The 22,128-nt window shown below is 36.1% G+C and carries 29 protein-coding genes; 12 read left to right on the top strand and 17 right to left on the bottom strand.

Going from position 1 to position 22,128, the window contains the following annotated elements:
* The first annotated feature begins 35 nt into the window (after positions 1 to 35).
* The 5 genes from ABMA76_RS04550 (at position 36) to ABMA76_RS04530 (ending at position 3,860) form a co-directional block, all read left to right on the top strand.
* Positions 36 to 500: a hypothetical protein gene (locus tag ABMA76_RS04550; RefSeq protein WP_392909425.1), complete on the top strand. Its 465-nt coding sequence runs from the start codon at positions 36 to 38 to the stop codon at positions 498 to 500.
* A 94-nt stretch (positions 501 to 594) separates the two neighbouring features.
* Entirely contained in the window at positions 595 to 1,251 is a 657-nt protein-coding gene (locus ABMA76_RS04545; protein WP_393061010.1) for an inorganic pyrophosphatase, read from the top strand.
* Positions 1,232 to 2,221: a YceI family protein gene (locus tag ABMA76_RS04540; protein ID WP_393061008.1), complete on the top strand. Its 990-nt coding sequence runs from the start codon at positions 1,232 to 1,234 to the stop codon at positions 2,219 to 2,221. The genes ABMA76_RS04545 and ABMA76_RS04540 overlap by 20 nt, the downstream gene beginning before the upstream one ends.
* A 96-nt stretch (positions 2,222 to 2,317) precedes the next feature.
* Positions 2,318 to 2,500: a hypothetical protein gene (locus ABMA76_RS04535; protein WP_393061006.1), complete on the top strand. Its 183-nt coding sequence runs from the start codon at positions 2,318 to 2,320 to the stop codon at positions 2,498 to 2,500.
* Positions 2,501 to 2,570: 70 nt separating this feature from the next.
* Positions 2,571 to 3,860, top strand: a complete 1,290-nt coding sequence (locus ABMA76_RS04530; RefSeq protein ID WP_393061004.1) for an ectonucleotide pyrophosphatase/phosphodiesterase — start codon at positions 2,571 to 2,573, stop codon at positions 3,858 to 3,860.
* 55 nt (positions 3,861 to 3,915) lie between these two features.
* Here ABMA76_RS04530 and ABMA76_RS04525 read toward each other — a convergent pair whose 3' ends face one another.
* The 3 genes from ABMA76_RS04525 to ABMA76_RS04515 all read right to left on the bottom strand — a co-directional run bounded on the left by ABMA76_RS04525 (position 3,916) and on the right by ABMA76_RS04515 (position 6,627).
* The gene (locus ABMA76_RS04525) at positions 3,916 to 4,785 is read right to left on the bottom strand and encodes a hypothetical protein (RefSeq protein ID WP_392909419.1); all 870 of its coding nucleotides are present in this window, start codon (positions 4,783 to 4,785) and stop codon (positions 3,916 to 3,918) included.
* 121 nt (positions 4,786 to 4,906) lie between these two features.
* Positions 4,907 to 6,121: a chloride channel protein gene (locus ABMA76_RS04520; protein ID WP_392909417.1), complete on the bottom strand. Its 1,215-nt coding sequence runs from the start codon at positions 6,119 to 6,121 to the stop codon at positions 4,907 to 4,909.
* 47 nt (positions 6,122 to 6,168) lie between these two features.
* A complete protein-coding gene (locus ABMA76_RS04515; RefSeq protein WP_392909415.1) occupies positions 6,169 to 6,627 on the bottom strand; it encodes a VOC family protein in 459 nt (152 codons plus the stop codon).
* Positions 6,628 to 6,765: 138 nt separating this feature from the next.
* Here ABMA76_RS04515 and ABMA76_RS04510 point away from each other — a divergent pair, with 138 nt between their 5' ends.
* Entirely contained in the window at positions 6,766 to 7,110 is a 345-nt protein-coding gene (locus tag ABMA76_RS04510; RefSeq protein ID WP_392909413.1) for a hypothetical protein, read from the top strand.
* 102 nt (positions 7,111 to 7,212) lie between these two features.
* On the top strand, positions 7,213 to 7,506 hold the full coding sequence (locus tag ABMA76_RS04505) for a hypothetical protein (RefSeq protein WP_392909411.1): 294 nt from the start codon (positions 7,213 to 7,215) through the stop codon (positions 7,504 to 7,506).
* A 31-nt stretch (positions 7,507 to 7,537) separates the two neighbouring features.
* On the opposite strand, the gene ABMA76_RS04500 is transcribed toward ABMA76_RS04505, so the two are convergent.
* From ABMA76_RS04500 to ABMA76_RS04490, 3 genes are all read right to left on the bottom strand, one after another.
* Positions 7,538 to 7,768 carry a hypothetical protein gene (locus tag ABMA76_RS04500; RefSeq protein WP_392909409.1) on the bottom strand — a complete coding sequence of 77 codons (231 nt, stop codon included), beginning with the start codon at positions 7,766 to 7,768 and terminating at the stop codon, positions 7,538 to 7,540.
* A 158-nt stretch (positions 7,769 to 7,926) separates the two neighbouring features.
* A complete protein-coding gene (locus tag ABMA76_RS04495; RefSeq protein WP_392909407.1) occupies positions 7,927 to 9,903 on the bottom strand; it encodes an ATP-binding protein in 1,977 nt (658 codons plus the stop codon).
* A gap of 79 nt (positions 9,904 to 9,982) precedes the next feature.
* Positions 9,983 to 10,300 (bottom strand): hypothetical protein, encoded by a 318-nt coding sequence (locus ABMA76_RS04490; RefSeq protein WP_392909405.1) that lies wholly within the window; start codon positions 10,298 to 10,300, stop codon positions 9,983 to 9,985.
* Between the two features lie 244 nt (positions 10,301 to 10,544).
* On the opposite strand from ABMA76_RS04490, the gene ABMA76_RS04485 reads away from it, so the two are divergent.
* Positions 10,545 to 11,291 carry an endonuclease I family protein gene (locus ABMA76_RS04485; protein ID WP_392909403.1) on the top strand — a complete coding sequence of 249 codons (747 nt, stop codon included), beginning with the start codon at positions 10,545 to 10,547 and terminating at the stop codon, positions 11,289 to 11,291.
* Between the two features lie 54 nt (positions 11,292 to 11,345).
* On the opposite strand, the gene ABMA76_RS04480 is transcribed toward ABMA76_RS04485, so the two are convergent.
* The 6 genes from ABMA76_RS04480 to ABMA76_RS04455 form a co-directional block, all read right to left on the bottom strand.
* Positions 11,346 to 12,068: a phosphatase PAP2 family protein gene (locus ABMA76_RS04480; RefSeq protein ID WP_392909401.1), complete on the bottom strand. Its 723-nt coding sequence runs from the start codon at positions 12,066 to 12,068 to the stop codon at positions 11,346 to 11,348.
* Positions 12,068 to 12,691, bottom strand: coding sequence for a DUF6151 family protein (locus ABMA76_RS04475; protein WP_392909399.1), 624 nt, complete (start codon positions 12,689 to 12,691; stop codon positions 12,068 to 12,070). The genes ABMA76_RS04480 and ABMA76_RS04475 overlap by 1 nt, the downstream gene beginning before the upstream one ends.
* Before the next feature lie 14 nt (positions 12,692 to 12,705).
* On the bottom strand, positions 12,706 to 13,077 hold the full coding sequence (locus ABMA76_RS04470) for a hypothetical protein (protein ID WP_392909397.1): 372 nt from the start codon (positions 13,075 to 13,077) through the stop codon (positions 12,706 to 12,708).
* Between the two features lie 77 nt (positions 13,078 to 13,154).
* The gene (locus ABMA76_RS04465; RefSeq protein ID WP_392909395.1) at positions 13,155 to 13,562 is read right to left on the bottom strand and encodes a GFA family protein; all 408 of its coding nucleotides are present in this window, start codon (positions 13,560 to 13,562) and stop codon (positions 13,155 to 13,157) included.
* A gap of 18 nt (positions 13,563 to 13,580) precedes the next feature.
* Positions 13,581 to 13,952, bottom strand: a complete 372-nt coding sequence (locus ABMA76_RS04460) for a tRNA-binding protein (RefSeq protein WP_392909393.1) — start codon at positions 13,950 to 13,952, stop codon at positions 13,581 to 13,583.
* 76 nt (positions 13,953 to 14,028) lie between these two features.
* Positions 14,029 to 14,481 (bottom strand): GNAT family N-acetyltransferase, encoded by a 453-nt coding sequence (locus tag ABMA76_RS04455; RefSeq protein ID WP_392909391.1) that lies wholly within the window; start codon positions 14,479 to 14,481, stop codon positions 14,029 to 14,031.
* A 143-nt stretch (positions 14,482 to 14,624) separates the two neighbouring features.
* Between ABMA76_RS04455 and ABMA76_RS04450 the strand changes: the two genes are divergently transcribed.
* Complete coding sequence (locus ABMA76_RS04450; RefSeq protein ID WP_392909389.1) at positions 14,625 to 15,107, top strand: hypothetical protein; 483 nt, start codon at positions 14,625 to 14,627, stop codon at positions 15,105 to 15,107.
* A 176-nt stretch (positions 15,108 to 15,283) separates the two neighbouring features.
* Complete coding sequence (locus tag ABMA76_RS04445; RefSeq protein WP_392909387.1) at positions 15,284 to 16,585, top strand: hypothetical protein; 1,302 nt, start codon at positions 15,284 to 15,286, stop codon at positions 16,583 to 16,585.
* Between the two features lie 65 nt (positions 16,586 to 16,650).
* Here the strand turns inward: ABMA76_RS04445 and ABMA76_RS04440 are convergent, their stop codons facing one another.
* Genes ABMA76_RS04440 through ABMA76_RS04425 form a run of 4 tightly spaced genes read right to left on the bottom strand, consistent with a single transcriptional unit; the run spans position 16,651 to position 19,056 of the window.
* Complete coding sequence (locus ABMA76_RS04440) at positions 16,651 to 17,148, bottom strand: cupin domain-containing protein (RefSeq protein WP_392909385.1); 498 nt, start codon at positions 17,146 to 17,148, stop codon at positions 16,651 to 16,653.
* Positions 17,149 to 17,157: 9 nt separating this feature from the next.
* Positions 17,158 to 18,177, bottom strand: coding sequence for a lipoate--protein ligase (locus ABMA76_RS04435; RefSeq protein ID WP_392909383.1), 1,020 nt, complete (start codon positions 18,175 to 18,177; stop codon positions 17,158 to 17,160).
* 11 nt (positions 18,178 to 18,188) lie between these two features.
* Positions 18,189 to 18,626 (bottom strand): GNAT family N-acetyltransferase, encoded by a 438-nt coding sequence (locus ABMA76_RS04430; protein ID WP_392909381.1) that lies wholly within the window; start codon positions 18,624 to 18,626, stop codon positions 18,189 to 18,191.
* Positions 18,607 to 19,056: a hypothetical protein gene (locus ABMA76_RS04425; protein WP_392909379.1), complete on the bottom strand. Its 450-nt coding sequence runs from the start codon at positions 19,054 to 19,056 to the stop codon at positions 18,607 to 18,609. The genes ABMA76_RS04430 and ABMA76_RS04425 overlap by 20 nt, the downstream gene beginning before the upstream one ends.
* A gap of 198 nt (positions 19,057 to 19,254) precedes the next feature.
* Here ABMA76_RS04425 and ABMA76_RS04420 point away from each other — a divergent pair, with 198 nt between their 5' ends.
* The gene (locus ABMA76_RS04420; RefSeq protein WP_392909377.1) at positions 19,255 to 19,557 is read left to right on the top strand and encodes a cupin domain-containing protein; all 303 of its coding nucleotides are present in this window, start codon (positions 19,255 to 19,257) and stop codon (positions 19,555 to 19,557) included.
* On the opposite strand, the gene ABMA76_RS04415 is transcribed toward ABMA76_RS04420, so the two are convergent.
* Complete coding sequence (locus tag ABMA76_RS04415) at positions 19,554 to 20,048, bottom strand: GrpB family protein (protein WP_392909375.1); 495 nt, start codon at positions 20,046 to 20,048, stop codon at positions 19,554 to 19,556. The two genes, ABMA76_RS04420 and ABMA76_RS04415, sit on opposite strands and share 4 nt — an antisense overlap.
* A 96-nt stretch (positions 20,049 to 20,144) precedes the next feature.
* On the opposite strand from ABMA76_RS04415, the gene ABMA76_RS04410 reads away from it, so the two are divergent.
* Entirely contained in the window at positions 20,145 to 22,121 is a 1,977-nt protein-coding gene (locus ABMA76_RS04410; protein WP_392909373.1) for a DEAD/DEAH box helicase, read from the top strand.
* The last annotated feature ends 7 nt before the right edge of the window (positions 22,122 to 22,128 follow it).

The raw sequence follows: 22,128 nt of genomic DNA, 5'->3' as shown, positions 1-22,128 counted from the left end.
AACACCTGATTTTGCTGCTGTGCTAAGATAATTCAATGAATAGCTTAAGCGATGAAAAGAAATACGAAAGTTTCCTAAATATGTGGAGAACACTAGTTTCTCTGACACACCTCGACAATATTGTTTCCGAACAGGAAACGGCCCTTATTCAAGACTTCATTCTCAATGCAAAACTTGAAGAACAGGACAGAGCACTGCTTAATGAAGATCTTGTTCAAAGACATCGCCCTGATGAGTTCATTCATAAAGTAAACTACCCTGCTCACCTAAGCCAACTCCATCATTTGGCCAACGTTCTCTTTCGATCAGATGAACTTGATCCAAAAGAAGAAGCCTTCTTAAAGAAAATCCTTGATGATATCGAGGCAAAAATCGGTATTCTCAACGCAACAACGCATAGCGCTCATGCCATTAGCGAACTCAACAAAAACGATGTAAAAAAACGAGCAAATGGCCCTCGAAGTGCATTTGCAGAGATCATTCGCTTCTTTTCAAAATAGCCACAAAACAGCTTTTTATTCGGCCTGATAAAACTTCCTAGACGATCCACTTTGTGCTAAGTTATTGCCAAAATATTCACAAAAAGGATTAATAATGACTAACTCAGAACTTAATGATTTCTTAGAGAAATATGGAAAAATGTTTAGGCCAAATCCATGGCATGGTATCAAGACTTGGGACGATCAAGATAAGAAAGTTCTTAATGCTTATATCGAAATTACTCCAAATGACCGTGTGAAATATGAAGTTCATAAAGAAAGCGGTTACCTAATGGTTGATCGCCCACAGAAGTTCTCAAATATTATTCCACAACTATATGGACTAATCCCACGTACATACTCAGATGAAAAATCTGCAAACTTTGCTCAAGAAGAAACAGGACGCACAGGAATTGTTGGTGATCTTGACCCAATCGATATTTGTGTACTTGCTGAAAAGAATATTGTTCAAGGTGACATCCTAGTAAACTGTATTCCAGTTGGTGGTTTCAGAATGCTTGATGGTGGTGAAATTGATGACAAAATTATTGCTGTTCTAAAAGACGATGCAATGTTTGGACATATCACTGATATCGATCAAGTTCCAACTCCAGTACTTGCAGAACTTAAGCACTACTTCTTAACTTACAAGGAAATCCCTGTAAAAGAAGGTGAAGCTAAAGTTGAAATTACAGAAACATACAATGCAGAAACTGCAATGAAAGTTATTAACCTCGGTGTAGAAGACTATAATGAAAAATTTGTTAAATAATTATAAAGGGTGCCTTGTTGGGCACCTTTTTTTTGCTCTAATAATTTCCCTTAATACTTTTGGCTCATCTTATATTGTAAATAAAGAGCACTCTAAGCTTAAATTTAGCATTAAGTATATGGCATTAACTGATGTTGAAGGCCAATTTGATGACTATACGATCTACTTTAAAAAAGATGAAAATAAGATCACTGACCTTCAAGGTGAGATTATCGTTAAAAGTATCAACACTTTTGATAAGAAGAGAGACCAGCATTTAAAGAAGAACGAATTCTTTAATGCAGAAAGCTTTCCAATTATTAAATTTAAAAATGCTGAGGCCATTGTTTTAAAAGATAATAAGGCAGATGCAAAGCTTGCTCTTACGGTAAAAGATAAAACGAAGACTGTGCCTGTAAGCCTTAAATACTTAGGTAAGCGTACAGATCCTTGGACAAATAAAGATGGGATCTACTTCGAAGGTAGCTTTAAAATCAATCGCTTTGACTTCGGTATTAACTGGAGTAAGAACTTTGATGGTGGCGTGGTTGTTGGTGAAGAAGTAATCATTAAGTTTACAATTGAAGCCTATCAATCAAATGATAAGCCGGCCTTCTCTCGCTTTTACCTTCCGACAAACCCAGTAAAAAGAAACGTCTCTCTGGATGCTAAGACATCCGGAGGGGCACTCATTCTTCCAAATGGTAAGATCACTAAGAACACAACGGCCAATGTTGCACCAGATAGTGACTATACTGAAATTTCAAATATCGTCCTAACACTTGTCTCGACAGGTATTCTCTTTGTTATCACGATCGTTTTTGGAATCTGGGGACAGGCCAAACTCGTAAATTATTTAGAAGAGAAAGGAATGTCAGAAAATGTTACACTCCTACTATCAACTGTAATCGTAACATCATTTATTGTGACATGTATCTACATCACTAGTGAATATACGGGTGTAGGAACTCACCCACTTTTCAACCGTTAACGAACCTTAAGATAACCTTAAGAAACGGGGCTTTAGAGCTTTTCTTAAGAAAATCTTTACTTGTTCACCTTTAGTTAATTGTCTTAAAATTTCTCCATGAAGAAGGAGATAAATATTATGACAATTGAAGCAGTTGAATACAGAGTTGAAGAAGGAATTATTTTTACGAAAGATTTAGATGGTCTTTTTCGTCAAGAATACGATATTCCTCTTGAGCATATTAGAACATTAAAATTCAGATTTTCAGATATCGATTTTGATGATTATAACTGTTATTAATTCCTAATATACAAGAACACGGTTAATCCCTTACAATTTAAGTAAATATTGATTTACAAGGGATTAACCAATGAAAAAGTTACTCGTACCATTAGCATTAATATCGCTATTCTCGTACACGGCCTGTACAAAGAACAGTTCATCATATAAGAATAGTTATCACATTGAGCGATCAAATCAGAACACAGCTTCTGTTGAAGAACTACAAAATATCAATCCAGTTCTTCTGATCTCACTAGATGGCTACCGCTACGATTACACAAAGCAGTATCAACCAAAATTCTTATCAAAATTTTCAAATGAAGGAACTCAACTTAAGAGTCTTATTCCTTCATACCCTACAAAAACTTTTCCAAATCACTTATCAATTGCGACAGGTCGCTATCCAATGAATCATGGAATTGTGGCAAATCACTTCTACGCACCAGACCTTGAGCAGAGTTACTCACTTAAGGATCGCAAGGCCGTTAGAAATAAGAACTTCTACCTCTCTCCTACGATTTGGGTCGCAGCAGAGGAGCAAGGCCTAAAGACAGCAACACTCTTTTGGCCTGGCTCAGAAGCTGATATCTCAGGTATCAGGCCTTCATATTGGTATGATTATATTCACTCGATGCCACACCAGGATCGTGTTGACCAAGTTTTAGACTGGCTAAAGCTGCCTCCAAAAGAAAGGCCATACTTTATGACTCTCTACTTTCCTGATGTAGACTCAGCAGGCCATCATCATGGGACAGAGTCAAAAGAAGTTAAAGAGGCCATTGCAAAGGTAGATGCAACATTAGAGAAGTTTATCACTCAAGCAACTAAGCTTGCACCAAATTTAAATATTATCATTGTCTCTGATCATGGAATGAAGAATGTCGATGAGAAGAAGAAAGAAATTATCTTAAAAGATGATGATCTCATGCAGTTAAAAGAGGATTACCGAGTTTATGGCGCTGGCCCAATTACTCAATTCTATCTAAAGGCCAAGGGTCGAGATGTTGAAAAAGATATTGTGGCACTAAATGCTAAGGCCCAAAACTTTAAATGTTATAACAAAGATAATACTCCAAAAAACCTTAACTTTAGACATAATATTCGTGTTGGATCAATTGCGTGTATCGCCAAGTCAGGCTGGTGGATTGCCGCCTCAGACTTTAGTTATCCAAAGGCAACTCATGGTTGGGACCAGTTCAGCGATATGGATATGCATGGAATTTTCTATGCTCAGGGACCTGACTTTAAGAAGAATTATATAGCTGATTCAAAAGAGAATATTCACATCTTCCCTCTCATTCTAAGAATTTTAGGGCTCGATAACCATTATCAAATCGATGGAAAGATCGAAGCAATTCAAGACGTCATCAATCAATAGAAATAAAAAAGGCAGGTTTAAAACCTGCCTTTCTTTTATCGATAATTTGATTTAATTACATTCTTTTTGGCTTATACCAACATAGTGGTCTAATACCAGTTTCATAGTCATCAATTCTGTTACAAGTACCTGCTAGAGCATCTGTTTTAGATACGTCATCATTTAGGTCTTTGTCACATAGTGCACCTTGGAAGTAAGTATCTAGACGACACTGGCCAGCTGGGTGCTTATCATCAGTTTTTCTAACAACTGACATATCTGGAGTTGTAAAAGATACTGAACGACCTGAGTTAAGAAGAGTCGCTAGACCTTTTGCAGCTTGCGCCATTCTCTTACATAGAGCATTTTCATTTGAATCAGACCATACAGCGTTACACTTTGACTCAACTTCTGGATCGATATCCATTTTTGAAACAATGCGTGCGTTGTCATCATCTTGGAAGATTCTTCTGAAACACTTAAGTGATGCCCAGTAATCAGACTGACCTTCGTTTGATGCCCATGATGGAATCCAAAATCTTTTGATCTTTGGAGCGCCTGCTAGGTGGTGACCTAGTTCGTGACATACAACAAGTGCAAACCCATCTGGTGTTACTAGCTCGTGACGAGCAAGACCACCAAACATGTGAACATTCCAAACACCTCCACCTTGGTTAGCGTAAGCATTTACTGTTCCATCTTCCCATTTACGGTGAAACTTAAGAGTAGCACCCTCAGTTTCAACAACTGGTGCATAAACTTCGTTTGCACGATCAATAATGATATTGAATAACTCTTCAGTCATTCCATTACCTGTTAGTGCATCAACACCACGGTATAGATCATTTTCTGGCATGATTCCTGTTTTTCCGTGAATATCACATGAATAAGATTGAATTGAAAAGATTGCAGCAAAAAGAGCAATCATTAGCGTTGATTTTCTCATCTCTTTCCTCCCTGAAAGTACATAAATAAATATAAACAAGTTATTATAGAAATTAAAAAAACACTCTGTGAAGAAAAAAAAATTAACTTGCCAGATTTAGTTAGAAAAGCACTTTAGTCAACTATTTAAATTTCTTAACAATCTGTGCTGAATAAATTGTCTCTTTACCCGAAACGATTTGTCCGATAATCATCGCAATAGAAAGATAAGGCAGTAACTCAAATCCAAAGATTTCTGCCCCCATGGCAATACATGCAAGGGGTGTATTAGAAGCACTACCAAAGACAACACAAAAACCAAGGGCCGCAAGAAAGTTAGGGTTGATTGAAACAATCGACGACATCCAAGAGCCCATTGTTGTTCCGATATAAACAAGTGGAGTGAACTCTCCCCCTTTGATTCCTGAAACGAGAGAAATTGCTGTAAGAATAAATTTTAAAATAAAATCTTTAATGGATACTATTTCTACAAGGGCCTGTTGAATAACTTCAATACCCAGCCCAGTGTAACGCTGCTTATAGAAGTCATTAAGTGCATAGTAAAAAAATAATAAAATAAGACAGCCAAGAAATGTTATAAGCAGTGGCCTACCAAATGATTTAATTTTATCTTTTGACTTCTCTATAGAAAGGACAAAGAGTCTTGCAACTAGGCCAAAGCCGGCACCTGCAATAAGTGCATAAAGAACGAGCCTCCATGAAAACTCTAATTGAGTAATTTGAATATATGTCGAGTGAGGGGCATAGAGTAAGTGAGTCGTGTAAAAACCAATATAAGAAGCAATTAGGCATTCAAGAAAAGTCGATATCTTTATCCTAGCGTTTAAGTAAATTGCTTCAATCCCAAAGATAGCGCCAGCAAAAGGAGCACCAATAGCAGAACCAAATCCGGCCCCACATCCTGCCATTAAAAGAACCGCTCTCTTTCTTTTTGAATGATTAAATAGTTTTGCTAAATAGTTTCCAATTGCTCCCCCCATCTGCACAGCACTTCCCTCTCGCCCAACACTTGCACCAAATAAGTGAGAGATTAACGTCGAAAAGAGAATCAGGGGTATCATGATTAGCGGAATATCTCTTTTAGGATGATGGACTTCATCAATAATAAGATTATTTCCCTTCTCACTGATCGGAGACCATTTCTTATAACAAAAATTAACTGTAACCATCGCAATTGGTAGAAAATAAATAAGATAACTATATTTGAATCGAAGAGTTGTAACTAATTTTAGTAGGTGTAAAAAGACAGAAGAAGCTATCCCCGTAAGGACACCTAAAACGATAAAGGAAAAATAATACTTTAGATTGCGACTATCATTACTAATTTCTGCTGCCATATTTCTATTTTAAGTTAGAAATATAGCAGCGTCTATCATTATGAATTTTACCAAGAACCTGTATTTTCCATATCCTTCCAAGGAGCGGCAGGAGAAAGAGGCTCACCTTTTTGAAGTAGTTCAATAGAGATATCATCGGGTGATTTTAAAAAGGCCATATAGCCATCTCTTGGTGGACGATTAATAGTCACACCTTGATCCATAAGCTTCTGGCAAGTCTCATAGATGTCATCTACACGAAATGCTAAATGGCCCCAATTACGACTGCTTACTGGCAACTTTTCAGTGTTGCCATTTTCATCAGGCCAATTATAAGTTAGTTCAATCATTGGAGCTTGTTCTACTACTGCCTTCTCTTCATCTTCGGGTGCACTTAAGTACACAAGAGAGAATTTCCCAGCTTCACTTTCAATACGGTGAACTTCTCTGAGTCCTAGTTTATTACAATAGAAGTCCATACTTTCATCTAGGTTACTTACACGAACCATTGTGTGGAGAAACTTCATTTCAACCTCCATAATTAGTTGTCATATTTTTCTATACTTTAACAAGTCTCACTCATATAAAGTACTAAAATTTCGTTAGTTTTTGGTCAAATCTAATTCCCATTTATAATTTCTGCATAATTTTAAAGAGGGCCCAATATGAAGTATTTAAGGCTATTTATCGTTACTTTATCACTTAAACTATCTACCTTTGTTTTCGCAGAACAGATTGATCGAAATACGACTGTTTCAATGATTGACCAAATGGTTGCAAGAGGAATAATAGGAAAGCACGAAGCAGAGCAGGCCAAGTCAAAACTTGCGGCCATGCCAGATCAAGAATGGGGTCAATTAAGTGAATTAGGCAGAAAGCTGGCCTCTCAACAAATTGCAAATGGTAATGTAGATCTAAGTGTTGATAGTGCTGCTCAAAATATTGATTTCAATTCAAAACAATTTAAAAATATCCAATCGCAAGTTAAGAGTATTATGCAAGCTCCCTAAGTTTATCAAGATTGCATTAATTTTTTCATATACGATCAATGCTAATTGACCGATTAAAATAAAATTCATATAAGCTCCTTAAAATCACTTTGAGGAGTCCTTATGAAATCACTAATTAAACTAGCATTAGTTTCTGTTATTGCACTATCAAGCACATATGCTTCATGTCGTCTTGAAGTAGAGCTTCAATCAATGGATATTCTAGCTCAAGAGTTAGCAGTATCTTATGATGAAGTTTATAACGAATATCAAACAAATATTTCGTTTGTAGGGGTAAATGCAGAAGGCCAAGATCTTTACTCTGCCTATTTCAATACTTATTCAGGTGCATTCAAACTGGATACAGTGATTGATGAAAGATGTGATGTAGTAAGTTTCGAACTTTCACTAATGTAATAAAAAAAGGCTACTCTAAGTAGCCTTTTTTTTAACGTTCTCTTGTTTCTGACTGAAGTACCTCTCGGTAATCCTGGATGTCATCAAAACTTCTCTTGTAATTCTTTCTCTGATGACTTTTTTTTCCATTTGCATAATTGCTTAATTCATTCACTTTACTCTTTGGCGCATTGTAATTTTCAGAACTATTAATTCTTCTCTCATTAGCTGCAAAAGAAAGTGGCGAAGTTAAGAAAATAGCAAGAATAAATAAACGCTTCATCCTACACTCCTAATTTTCTTAAACTGTGTAAACGATTCATTCGTTTTACTATTCTATTGTAATCCACTTCTATATGGGGCGAAAGGGCCCGGCAATTACTTATTCAAAACTTAACATACTTAACAAAAACATAACACTTTGCTAATGAGACCTTAATTTTATGCAACTTTCTTTTCAACGACTCCTCGCATGGCCTTAGAAATTTCTTGTACGATATCTTCTTCTGTAAAAGGCTTATATAAAAATCCATCAACCATAGTTGAGGCTTCCCTATCTTCGCCTTCGAGATTTAAATTTACACAACCTGTAGTAATAAGAATTCGTGGCTGATCAATTAATTTATTACTTCTAATACTCTTTATTAACTTAGAGCCATTCATAACTGGCATCTTCATATCAGTAATAATGAGATCATAACTTTCAGGACTTGCAACGTACATATCATATGCAACCTTGCCATTTTCAGCTAAGGAAACCGTGATACCAATATCTTGCAATATCTCTTCGAGAAGATCTCTAATACCTTCTTCATCATCAACAACTATTGCACGAAATTTCATCTTAAAATCACTCAAGCTAATCACATTATTCTCCTGTGAAGATGATACCTCTTGTCCATAATGTATTGGCAGGGAGACTTTAAATACAGTCCCTATCCCAACAACACTCTTCAACGTCATCCTTCCGTTAAATTCATCCTTTATAAAACCATGGGCAATAGAGAGTCCCATCCCCGTCCCCTTACCTATATCCTTAGTCGTATAGAATAAATCAAAAACTCGACCTCGATCTTCTTCGCTAATGCCGTGCCCATTGTCTTCAATCTTAAATGTTATTTGTTCATTGTTTTCTTTAACAATAACATTTACTTTTCCATTATCCTTACCTTCTACCGCATCTCTAGCATTAGAAATAAGATTGATTAGAACCTGCTGAAACTTTCCTCTTTCACCTTTGATCAATGCCTTTTCATTCACATTCATATAGAGATTCAAATGAATATTATCCTTATCATAGAAATCCTTAAGCATTGATACTGTATCTTCAAAAACGCTGACCACACTAAAATCAGTAGGCTCTTCATCTTGGACCTGTCTTGAAAACTTTCTAAGCCCTGAAACAATCTTTTCTATTCGTTGTGCTGCAGTTTCGGACTTTTCAATCTTCTCTAGAAGCTCCTCAGTATTTCTCTCCCCCATTCTTTTCTTAAGAGACTTTAAATGACCGAGAATGATTGTTAATGGATTATTAATTTCATGACCAATACCGGCCGCTAATATTCCAATTGAGGCCAATCTTTCATTTTGACTAACAAGCTTCTTTTGCCTTCCTAATTCTTCATACTGCTTTTTAATCGCCTCTTCTTGTCTTTTTACTTTCTTAGAAATGAAATACTCTCTTCTTCTTCCTGTTTCGATGATATAAACCGTTAAGACTATGATGAATAAGAAAAGCGCGAGGTTAACAATATAATCAAAAGAAATAGTAAGGGTCGATAAGACTTTTGGGCCAGATACAGTCAGGTAGTAATTAGTGTTTCCATCTGTAGCAAATGGTTCCTCATGGCGATAGAAATTATAACTCTTATCACCACCTCCATAACCAACATCAAGATTAACTCGATAATTTGAATTAGCTTCATTTTTTACACTTTCAGGTAATAAAGAGGAGAACGAAAAGATCATATAGGCCCTCCCCTTTGTTCCATCAACAGAGCTTACAAATTCTTGCAAGATAATATCTGATGTTGCAGTATCAAAGATGACCTTATTATTTTTGCCAAACTTACCACAAGTCTTTCCTTTCGATTGTAGCGTTTCATAGAGGGTTCCATTTTCTCCGCTATAACAAATGGCCGAAATATTAAGCTTATTCAAAGTTGTTTTTGTAAAATTATTAAATTCCCACTCATTAACGTTTAAAGATGAAGCAAAGAAGTGTGAGATTGCAAGCAAGGCCTCGCCGCGAACCACACGATTTGCTTGAATTGTTGAAATAATCTCCTGAGCGCTACTATTAAATTCTTCTTCGTACTTGTCTTTTAGAAATTGCTCTCTTTGATAATAGAGAAGAGAGAGGAATGAAATTCCTAAGACGAGTATTGTTAATGAGATTTTTGACAGGCCAAGTTTCACAGCAAACAATTCGTCGTTGTTTGCTGCAAACTTAACTTAAGATTCTTACGTGCTTAATAGCACTATTATTAACTAATTTTTACTTGTAACAAGTAATGTCTGTAACTGCGCTAACTTGAGGGTAAGAACCATCAATAACTTCATCTCTTCCTTGAATTGGAAACTTAAAAACACTGTTTAGAGTTAATTGAATTTCTGTTCGACCAATACGTGCATTGTCTAATTCTCCACACTTTTCAATAGCGGCTTCAAAGATCTTTTCTTTTAATTCAGCTTCCATATTTGAAAAAGAACCAACGTATAGATTTATCGAACTTTGTGGAATGATGACTGCTTCTGCATATACCGCTTTAGAAAAACTCAATACAACAGCAAGACCTAAAATTAACTTTTTCATAATACTCTCCTTAAGCAAATCCAAATCATTTTGGATAAGGAGACTTTAGTTAACTCAATTTAATAAAAAAAATGAATAGATTCGATCACTGGAATAAGAGTTTTTTATAATGCTACGCAAACCCTCTAATATTTCGATGAAACACCTTATGCATTAGATCCGACTAATTTTAATCATTAGACAATTTAATACTCTTAAACTATAACATTTTTACACACACAAAAATGAACACTTGGAGAATTGAATGTTTAAACTTCTAATTGTATCCGCTCTTTGCCTTTGCGCATACTCATCGGCCAACCTCGAGAAAGCTAAGGCCATCCTAGCAAGCTCAAATACTTCTATTGGCGTTCGCTATGACCTTGAAAGACTAACAACTAAGGGACACACAAGAAACTCTTATAAAACTGCAAGAAAGCACCTATTCGGAACTCTTCACCTTGAAAGAGACAACGGTAATGGAGCTTATATTCGCGATGTATACTGTGACGAGGTTTACACAAACTCAACTCCTCGCATTGGAAAAATTGGAAAAGGAAGAATCCCTAATCATGAAGTCGTAAACTGCGAACACACTTGGCCACAATCAAAATTTGATCGTGGTGGCCTATCAAAATACCAAGTTGGTGACCTGCACCACCTATACCCTTCTCAAAACAGAGCAAATAGCACTCGTGGGAATTATAATTTTGGAAAAGTAGACGCTAAAAACTCAAGTCTAGACTACTGTCCAGCTTCTAAGTTTGATGGAAATACATACGAGCCACCAACTTACCACAAAGGAAATGTTGCAAGAGCGATGTTCTACTTTGCCGTTCGCTATGATCGTAAAATCAATTCACAAATGGAAGAAACTCTTCGTAAGTGGCATGAGCTAGATCCAGTTGACGAAGAAGAACGTCTTAGAAACGATAGAATTGAAGACATCCAGGGAAATAGAAACCCATTTATCGATGCCCCTGATCTAGTTTCAAGAATTACAGATTTCTAAAATATTTTTAATATAAAAAAGTTAGAGGGCACTGATCAGGTGCCCTTTTTTATTTCAAAAACTCTGGGAAAAGCTAAGAGTTAGGCCATCTAACTTAGCTGTTGGAAGAATACTTAGCCAGTAAGGCTTATTATACTCAACATGGTTAAAGTATATCCCCCAACCGTAACTTAGCCCAATTGTCATTCCAGCAGTGACATCATGTAAGTAGTGCCAACTATCATTTAATCGACTAAATGAAATAAAAATTGCGGCCAAATGAGCAGCAGAACCCCAGCCCCAACCATGTTGGGCCGTCACAACTGATGCAAAGGCAAAAGAAGCAGAGGCATGGCCAGAAGGAAATGAGTCCTTTTCATCGGGGTAACCAGGTCTCGATTCATCAACTGCAGTTTTTAAAGCAACAGTAGTACCAACAGTATAGGCCGTTGCTTGTAACATATGCGAGGCACGCTCTTTTCCTAGTTTCCCTCCCCAGAAGTATTGTCCAATAATATAAGCTCCATTTAAAACACCATAACCAATATCACCACCAAACTTTCCAAGTTCTTTTAGATGGTTTTTCTGGGCCGCACGTTTTTGAATCTCATCAACTCCCTTATATTCTTTTAAGAGGCGAAGGCCCAAGGTAATTCCAGTGCCCGTCCAGAAGATATACTTAGCGTCAGTACATATAGGAGCCGTAAGATCGGATAAAAAACTTCCACATTCATTTGCAAAGGATCTTTGAAAACTACACAGAATTAAAATTAAAATTATGACTTGTCTGAACTTCATTATTTACCAAGATGTGAAATTTTACTTCTGGTATAAGCTCTTTCATCTTTTGAAAGGACTTGTGGCTCAACTTTGGGCAAGCCTGAGTCCATATCAAAGAATGAGTTAGGCCTTGTTAATCTTAAGATAGACCCAATAGAAATGAGTTTTAAAAGAATGAAGCCTGCCATTTTAGAAAACTTCTGAAATCCTTTTTTGGGCCAGTTTTTGTGCTCAACTGACGAGTACTTCATCATATTATAAGATTGGATCTCACCTAGTTTGGTCTTATCTCCATCACTAACAAAAGCACAAACAACTCCATGAAATGCAACTTTAGCATCAAGAGTATTTACCATTGGAAAATTGCAACAACCAGCATACCAACGATAGAGTCCCTTAGGACTTAACCTTAGGCATGATACATGCTCATGACCTTTCGTTATCTTTACGTAGCTTGGTGCTGTTTGAAAAAGCTCTGTGCCTTCATACTGATCGAGTAAATCTCGACGCCCAAGATACTGTGCATAAGTCTGGCAGTCATCACAGCAGCAAACAACATGATTACTTAAACTCTTATTAATTGTTAACTCACCTTCAACTGAGCCACATTCACACTTTAGAGAAACGATCTCTTTACTCACCTTTCTTATCCTTTTTAGTAAATACTCTTACAGGAAGCAGAGCAATCTTCAAAATTTTGAATATCAGTACGATGACTTAATCGAAGGCCATTTATATTGGCCAAAAGATCGCGCCACTCGGCATGGCCGCCACCAAATAAATCATAAATCTCTTTTGCGACACCAATAATAGCAGAAGAGCTAATTCCACACTCAATACCGACGATACAAGACACTGTACAATGCCTATACTTATCAACCTCTAAGTTTTGAGACTCTAAAACCCGCTTATAATAAGTTGCCGATTCAACAGCACAAAGAAGTCCATCCATACTCTTGTTAGAGTTATTTGAAGCATACGAAAAACTCGTAAAGAAAATTGCCAACAGTACCAACGTACTACGCATACACTATCCCTTTGTTATTACAACTCTATTATAGGAGTTCAAAAAGCACTCTGGCAAAATTAGAAATAGTTATTTTATTAACTTGGTAGACCTTCAAATTTAGTAATATTTTCAAGCTTATGATCCCAATTTGCACAACTCTTAACAAAGAGATGTGCATTAGGCTTTATATCAACAGGAGTATCTAAAGAACCAGCAGGGACTACGACCATCTGACCTTCATTATAAACCCCTGCAACGGCAGAGCCACAAGTCTTACAAAAACACTTTGTATGACGAGTTCCAGGAAGACGATAAGATTGAACTTCACTCTCTCCACTAATCCATTTAAATGAAACATTACTAGCAAAGAGGTTGGCTGCATGAGCACTACCTGTATCTTTTTGACAATACTTACAATGACAAAGAAAGAAGTTATCAAAACTTCCATCTATTTCAAATTTAACATTACCACATAGACAAGAACCCTTATGAATTTCACTCACAGTTAGTCCCCTTTTTAATTAATGAAGGCGTGCTCCATTTGGTACATCTCTATCAAGATTAAACAAAACAATATCGTTATTTGAATCAGAAAACCCCATCACGAGAACTTCCGACATAAACTTTCCTATTTGCCTTGGAGGAAAATTAACCACGGCCAAGACCTTCTTACCGATTAGATCTTCTTTCTTATAATGAACAGTGATTTGCGCACTAGATTTTTTTACACCGATACCTTCACCAAAATTGATCTTCAATTTATAGCTTGGTTTTCTCGCCTCAGGAAAGTCTTGAACTTCAACGACTTCACCGATTCTCATATCGATTTCAAGAAACTTGCTAAAATCAATATTTTCCTGTGCTGGTGCCGTTGCACTAAAATCGATGTGCATAGTTTCTCCTTTCCTAATTTGATAAAAATATTATATCAAGAAAGGTAAGAATATCAAAAAAAGGAATTAGCTTAGGTTATTCAAAAAGGTTTTTTTCAAGAATTAGTTGTTCAATTTGATTTTCTTTCATACGAGTATCAACTAATTTAAAACCGAACTTTTCATTTAGCTCAATCATTTCTGGATAGCGAGCATCTGTATGAGTACGTACTTTTGAGAACCCCTCACCTTTGGCCCACTCATGCTGTCTTTGCATAAGCTTTGTCGCTAATTTTTGACCTCGGTAAAATGGCACAACTCCACCTACCCAGCTATAGAAGTAATCACCACAATCATAGCCAACTTTAAAAGCGATAGGCTGGCTACCATCAAAGTAAAACTGCGCAAGAAACTTAGTACAGTCCTTTGTTTTTGAGTACATTCTGTCGACACTATACGGCGTACTAAAGATCTGAGAATTCGTTTGAGAAACGATTTCAAAGACCTCATCAGAGATTTGTGAATATTCTTTATACTCGTAATGATTCATAAGGACGGAGAATATATCATAAAATTTCAATACTTTACAAATAAATAGCTCTAAATCAATCTAAGTAAATATTATCTACTAGCTTATCATTTCATCAATACTTCGTTATTAAACTCTAAAACAAATTACGCAAGGTGTAATCGATGAAGAGTCTTTTCACGATATTATTTTTAATATCACTATCAACAGCTGTATCAGCACAATCTGACTTTCTAACAAAGCAGGAAGCAGATAAAATTAACGAATACATGGATGATATTTGTATGGATACATATTGTGGTGGTGACATCAATTGGTACACAAAAGGTATGAACTGTAGTGGTGACCAATGTACAATTTCATTTAAGGCCTACACTTGGGAAAATGATGCAGATACATTTGACGCAGACCTCCTAAAAGCAATAGAAGGAAAAACTAAAAACTTTCCTCGTCTAAGCTCATCACTTAAATTTGAAAACTACCAACTTGAAAGTAAGAAAAGAGCTTCTGTGAATATCTCATGTACGATGTACGGACTCAATAACGAAGAGCTTGCTAAATACGATAATGACAAACAAGAATACCTTTATATGACGATTCTTGAGTCATGTGTTGACCCTGTTGAAACACTCATTTTAAATTACTAAGAATATATAAGGGCCAATTAAATTGGCCCTTTTTTGATAACGACAGCTCTTTACTTCATTTAATTAACTTCTATGCTACAGATGTCAATTAATTAGACACCATCCCAGCTCTAAGACGCTGAAATCAAGTAACTTTACTGGCATATACTGGCATATAAACTGCATCATTTAAGTTGATGCTCAAATATACTTTTCTCATATTCATCCTAAATTTTTCTGCTTGGTCAGCAGACCTCCATCTCTTTAATTCAGATGATAGTTTTAATGATAGTTATGGAGAGAATATTTTTTCAGGAGATCTTAAGGCCGGTGAAAATATCCACTTAAAGAATAAAGTCGTAACCTTCAAAGAGATTTTAGGTAGTGGAAATACAACACTCATTCTTAATGTATACGATGAAGGATTACAAAGAAATCTCGCCTTACGCCTACCACATGGAAATGAAGAAAAGCAATATACACTCTATGATGGAAAGAAGTTCATTAACTACTCCTATGAAGGTTATAGCGAGTTAAATGAAACAGACCTTTCAATACCTAAGATTCACGAATATGAGAAAAGCTCATATCTTCTTGTGGACTTAATAGAAAATGATTTTGACTTAAAAGAATACTTTAACCATATTGAAACGATAACAAGCGACCAAAAAGTTCTAGTTGAAAATGCACTAATCGAATTTGCAAAAGAAAGTGCTATCTATCAATCAATAGGTGATTTCCATAACGAGCAACTAGTCTACTCAATGAGTAAACGTAAATGGTTTCTACTTGACTGGTCTTCAGGGCATACTCTTGCAAGACAACCTTCTTCACCGGTCCTTTTCACAGATCATTTTTTCACAAATAGTAAACGAGCGATTAGTGACTATGAAAGAGAGCTAATGATTCGATTAAACGAAGCGATATCAGCAGAGAGAACGAAACAGATAGGTCTAGATAATATTGAAATTGAAAAAATCAAAAGTAAACTTAGTGAATTATCAAGTCATGAAGAAGTTTTAAAAGTCTACAGTAGTCTTAAGGGCAGACATATGATGTCATTTTATACCCTATTACAAAAAGACTTTATTACAAATCACCTATCAAAATTTCCTACAGGGAAAATAAAAAAGAAAGAATTAGAAATCCTATTAAATAATCTTGGAAAGTTTTCACCTTTCTACTTTTCACAATTTACTGAAAAAGTAATGGCAAATATCTATGATCTCGAATCATTTATGTTCATCTATAAAAAAATGAATGAAATAGGATTAGACGAAGAACTTGAAGATGATATTTCTTTAATCATAGCTGATAATATGCAAAGAATACTATCCAATACAAAACATAGTGAAGAAGCATTAACGACAATAGAAAAACTAAAATCTGACTATGGACTAATTAGCTATCAAACAAAAGATATCCTCGAAAAGGCTTCAGAATTTCTTATACCTGCAAGAAGCTGTAATCAAGTCCTGTCTGAAATCTTAAATAACTAAAAAGTCTACCCAATGTTCCACTTCATTTAATGGGGACACATCAATACTCACTACTAATAAAGATTTTAAGTAAGCTTTTCAATAACTTCAATATGTTGAGGAAAAAGTTTAGAAAGCTCAGTTCTATCGGCCAATACGAAATCATTAAAATCAAAACCTGGTGCAACTGTACAGCCAACAAAACTATAGTCAGAGCCACTATTTGTATGTCCTCCAAACCAGTAACCGGCCGGCACGACATGCTGAAGTTTCTCTCCCTTTAAGATATCTTGTCCCAAAGTAATAATTTCCAAGGCACCGTCCGGAGAGATTTGATAAATAGTCATTGGTCCACCTAAGTAGAAGTGCCAAACTTCATCTGATGCGATCTTATGGAGAGAAGACTTCTTGCCTTGAGGCATTAAGAAATAAATTGCTGTTGAGTAATTGCGATCACCATTAAAAGGTTCTGGCAGTGACTTAAAGCTGTCGTGGCTACGGTATGATTCTTTAAAATACCCACCTTCCGGGTGAGCTTCTAATTTATACTTATCAATTATTTTTTTTATTTCAGGACTATGCATAATATAAACCTAACGAATATTCGATATAAGCCACTGAGTGAAATCATTCACCTCACCTTCATGAGATTGTAGATCTTCTTTAACAGAAACAAGAGCTTCTTCTACCGCCTTAACATCATACGGAATGCCTTTTAATTTTTCAGCAAACGACTCAATTAAAGGCGGATATAGGCAGTCGCTGAAGATAGTGGCCTCTTCAATTCGCCCTTTATTAGAATTTAAATGGACTTCAACACTTCCCCAGTTAAATCTTTCATCAAATTGATGATTAAACTTTGGAGTCTTACCATAGAGCCAATTCCAATCTTTTAATTCTTCGTAGTATTCATTTAATTTGGGAACAGACTTTAAGAAGTCGTAATTTAGAATTTCAACTTCGGCCTCTGCTTTATAAAAACGACAAAACTCTTCGATGATTGCTTTTGAAAGACTATCGTGATTGATCTCTGTATTAAGCTCGACTAAATTAATCACACGAGCGCGTGCAGATTTAATCCCCTTTGACTCTAATTTCTTCTTATTAGGATTTAAGTAATTTGCAAGCTTGCTTAGATCTGTATTAATAAGGAGCGTTCCGTGATGAAAGCTTCGGTCTCTTTTCACTTTGAAGGCCGAGCCAGAGATCTTTCTTGAGCCTTCCTGAGTACTTACCTCAATATCATTTCTCCCATTAGGATATGCTTCAATTCCAAACTCTTTTAAGGCATTAGTAATGATCTTATTATTTGCATCTTTGTCATATGATTCTTTTGAAGACATGAAAGTAAAGTTTGTATTTCCCAAGTCATGGAAAACGGCCCCGCCACCACTTTGTCGCCTGGCAAGCTTCACCCCATCTTCATCCATCTTGCTTGTGATACATTCTGTCCATGGATTTTGGTGCTTACCAATAACGACAGTTTCATCATTTTGCCAAAGAAAGAGGACGTGTGAATCAGTATCCATATCGTTAAAGATCCAATTCTCTGTGGCGAGATTAAAATATGGATCATACTGCTCAGCAATAAAAACTTTTACTTTCTTACTCATAATCTTCCTACTTATAAAACCGTTCTTTCAAGTCTAAGTCCATGACAATCATCGTAATAGCCCTCAACAACTTCGACTTGTTCAAATCCAAACTTTTTATAAAGAGCGATCGCACTACGATTATCCTCTCTAACAGTCAGTCCCATTGTCATTGAACCTTGCGCACTGATACATTGTTCCAGTAGTTTTGAGCCAAGTCCTCTACTTTGATGATCTTTCTTAACTGCAATATCTACGAGCTCAACATATTCATCTTCTTCAATAGTGCAGTAAAAGCCTAAGACATCTTGATCTACTAAGGCCATGAGTTGATAGCCAGGATAGTCCTCAGGAAACTCTACTAATGCGTGAAAAGTTTCTATCTCTGTTGATTCGTCTGCCCCGTAGTTTTCCAACTCGATTTGAAATAGCTGCTCAACTTCTGATAACTTAGGTTTTCTTAATTCCATAATATTCTCTTTCTTTAGTCTTCCTAATAAGATAGGACATATCTACTTGCTGGGCCATTCCATCTTTCCAAGTTTCTCTATGGAATACATATTTATCACCCATCGTATAAAGCCTAAACCTAAATTCAACATCTTCGTGATTACCTTTTAAATAATAAACATTGCCTTCAACGCTACCTTCTGCAGAAAAATCTACTTGGGCCATTTTTATTTGGCCATCACTAATCTCTAGATTCATATCCCTAGTTAGATCTTTACCTTCTTTATATCCATGTGCAGTGATAGTAATAACATGCTTACTTTTACCAATCATTGTCTCCGGATAAGACTCCGTCTTAATCGGTTTTCCATCTGACACTTCAAAACTCACATTATCCCATTTCCCTATTAAGAAGTTTATAAGTGAATTGTAAGTATCTTTTGATTCCATATTGAATACTCCTAATAAGGCATAAAAAAATTAATAAAGACAACCGTCCCTATTAAATATACTATCAAACTAAAATAAGAACCCCAAAAGAATTTTATAGAGGTCAGTGTGCCATAAGCAGAAAAAGTTTCAATTTTAGATAAAATAAATTCCACTATTTTTTTTCCAAATAGAAAACCAGATACTCCACCTGAAGAAATGAACGAAACTTTTTGTACACTGTCTGAATACAGGAATGGTGGTATCTATGCCGGCCAATATGCCGGTAACTCGGAATGGGAGAGACACCCTCACGGCGATGAAATTGTTATGGTCGTTGATGGAATGGCAAACTTAATTCTACTTATAGATGGACACGAAAAAAGAATTGAACTCAATAAGTTAGAGTTTGCAGTTGTTCCCGAGAATACCTGGCACCGATTTGAAGTCCCTGAAGGTGTAAAGATTATGGTGGTAACTCCACAACCAACTGATCATCAAATAGAGAAACCAATTTCTTAAACTATTTCTGGCTCATCATTATTCTTCAATAGGTTTTTAACCCATTTGGATTTTCTACTCCTATACTCATCTTCATTAAGATGAGTAGAAGTTCTCTTTAACTCATTATATTGCTCAATCAAAGCAGGATTCTCAGATAGCAAATTTTTAAACTTTAAAAAGTCTTCAAACTCACTTCCATTTTCAACTAATTGTATCGCTACATCATGATTATATTTATCAGTAACAAGCATACAAAGCTGAGGTGTTCTTAGAGTCCCCTCTTTCTCAACGTAACCTAGCTTCTTGATTTTTACCAAACTTGGTTCAAAGTATTTCTTATTTACCCCAACAAAGACATCGAGATCACCTTTGGAAACAGCTCCAGGAATTGATGAGGCTCCGATATGAATAATTCGAACATGCTCTAAGAGAGCTGATAACTCAGACTCTAATTCTTTAAAGATCTTATTTACTTTATCTTGGTATTCATGCGCTTCATAAAATTTCATTACCAATATCCTTAAATTTAATTTACCACTTGCATTATATAATGAAAATAAAGAAAACACTTAGATTAGTGTGACGTTTAGCGTATATTGATTACTATGACTAATAATATCCCATTTAAAGACTTTAATTTAAGCCCTGGCCTTCTTGATTCCATTGAAAAATGTGGTTTCACAACAGCAAGCGCCATTCAAGAACTAACAATTGATCCAATCTTAGAAGGTAAAGACATACTTGCTCTTGCTGAAACAGGATCTGGAAAGACTGCGTCATTTGCAATCCCAATCATCGAACATATCATCCATGACGACCTTGTTGAAGTTGATGATGTTCACTACGTTGTCCTATCTCCTACAAGAGAACTAGCACAACAAACTGAGAAAGTATTCAAACAGCTTGGTAGTGAGTCTGGAATTAATACGGTCTGCGTTATCGGTGGTGAAAGCCTCGAAAAGCAAAAAGAACAAATAAGTAAAGGTGCACATATCATTGTTGCAACTCCTGGCCGCTTAGTAGATCTATTGAAGCAAAAGGCCGTCCTTATTGATCGCACTTACGGAATCGTATTTGATGAAGCTGACCGATTATTTGACATGGGCTTTAAAAGAGATATCGAATACACTCTTGGACAAATGCCAGATGATAGACAATTAATCATGGTTTCAGCTACGACTAATATGGAAGTTTTAAATACGGCCTATAAGTTCAACTCAACTCCAATCGAACTCAAGTTGAATGAAGATAACATGGTTGTTGATCATATCGATCATAAGTTAGCGATGATTAATGCTAATGAAAAAATGGGCCTTCTTGTAAGTACCATCCGAAATCATGAAGATGCATACGCTCTTGTATTCTGTAATACAAAATTTCAAACACATTTAGTTGCTGAATGGCTAATCGCAATGAATTTCAAAGCAAAAGCAATCTCAGGTGGCCTCTCTCAAAGTAAGAGAACAAAATTAATTAAAGATTTTAGATCTAAAGAAACAACAATCCTTGTCTGTACAGATGTTGCGGCACGAGGACTCGATATTAAAGATGTTAATCTTGTTATCAACTATGATCTTCCTCAAGATGCTGCTAACTATGTTCACCGAATTGGTCGAACAGGCCGTGCAGGCTCAGAAGGTGAAGCAATAAGTTTTTGTTCATTTGATGACTGTGAATACCTAGACCCTATTCAAGACTTTATTGGTGACAAAATCCCAAAGTTAGAAGTGGGCCCAGAAGATATTTCTAAACAGCTAGCAAAGAAGCCATTCATTGACCGCAAAACTTTCAAAGTTGTGGATAGAGAAACTGGTAAGCCTCTAACACAAGAGCAAAAAGATCAGCGCAAGAAACCTCAGCGTAAGAAAACTCAAAAGAGATCTCAGGAAAGAGCAAAGAAAGCGCCTGTAAATGAACAAGCGACAACAAGACCTGTTAAGAAAATAGAGAAGAAGCCAATTGCACCAACGTTTACGATTCAAGCAGACTCTCAAGAAAGTGCTAAAAAAGCTGCTCTTGCATTCTTTAAGATAAAGTATGAATCTCAACTTAGCCTGGATGAAACGACACAGGGGCGCAAGAAATTCTTCCTATTTGGAAAGAGACTAACTAAGTTCACTTATAGCCTTAGACCAACGTATAAGAAGATCGTGATGCCATTTCTAATTAAGCTTATTAAAAAGGCAAAGTTGAAGCTATTCGCCAAGTTCTCATTTAATGGAAAGGATATTAAAATCTTCTTTTCTGGAGCAGACGAGAAAATGTTAACAAGAGATAATAATGAACTACTCCAAGCTCTTGAACATCTTACAAGGCTACACCTTTACAACAGTGTTGAAGTTCCTCGAGAAGTTAGACTAAATTTCAAGTGTAAGGGTATTAAGAATCAAGAAGACAGTCTTATAAAGATGGTTGAGCGTGAAACGGCCAAAGTTCTAGACTCTCGCGAGCCAGTCACACTTAAGGCATTAAACGCTTCAGATCGCAGACTTGTTCATCAACACCTTGATAAGCATAAAGAGGTTAAAACAGTCTCAATCGGCGAAGGTCGAATGAAGAAGATTCAAATAACACTAGCGTAACTTTCAA

It is taken from the genome of Halobacteriovorax sp. ZH5_bin.2 (assembly GCF_043196375.1).
In the GTDB taxonomy this organism is placed as follows: Bacteria; Bdellovibrionota; Bacteriovoracia; order Bacteriovoracales; family Bacteriovoracaceae; genus Halobacteriovorax_A.
Note: the sequence above shows the minus strand (reverse complement) of the source record. Positions and strands in the feature narration are given on the sequence as shown.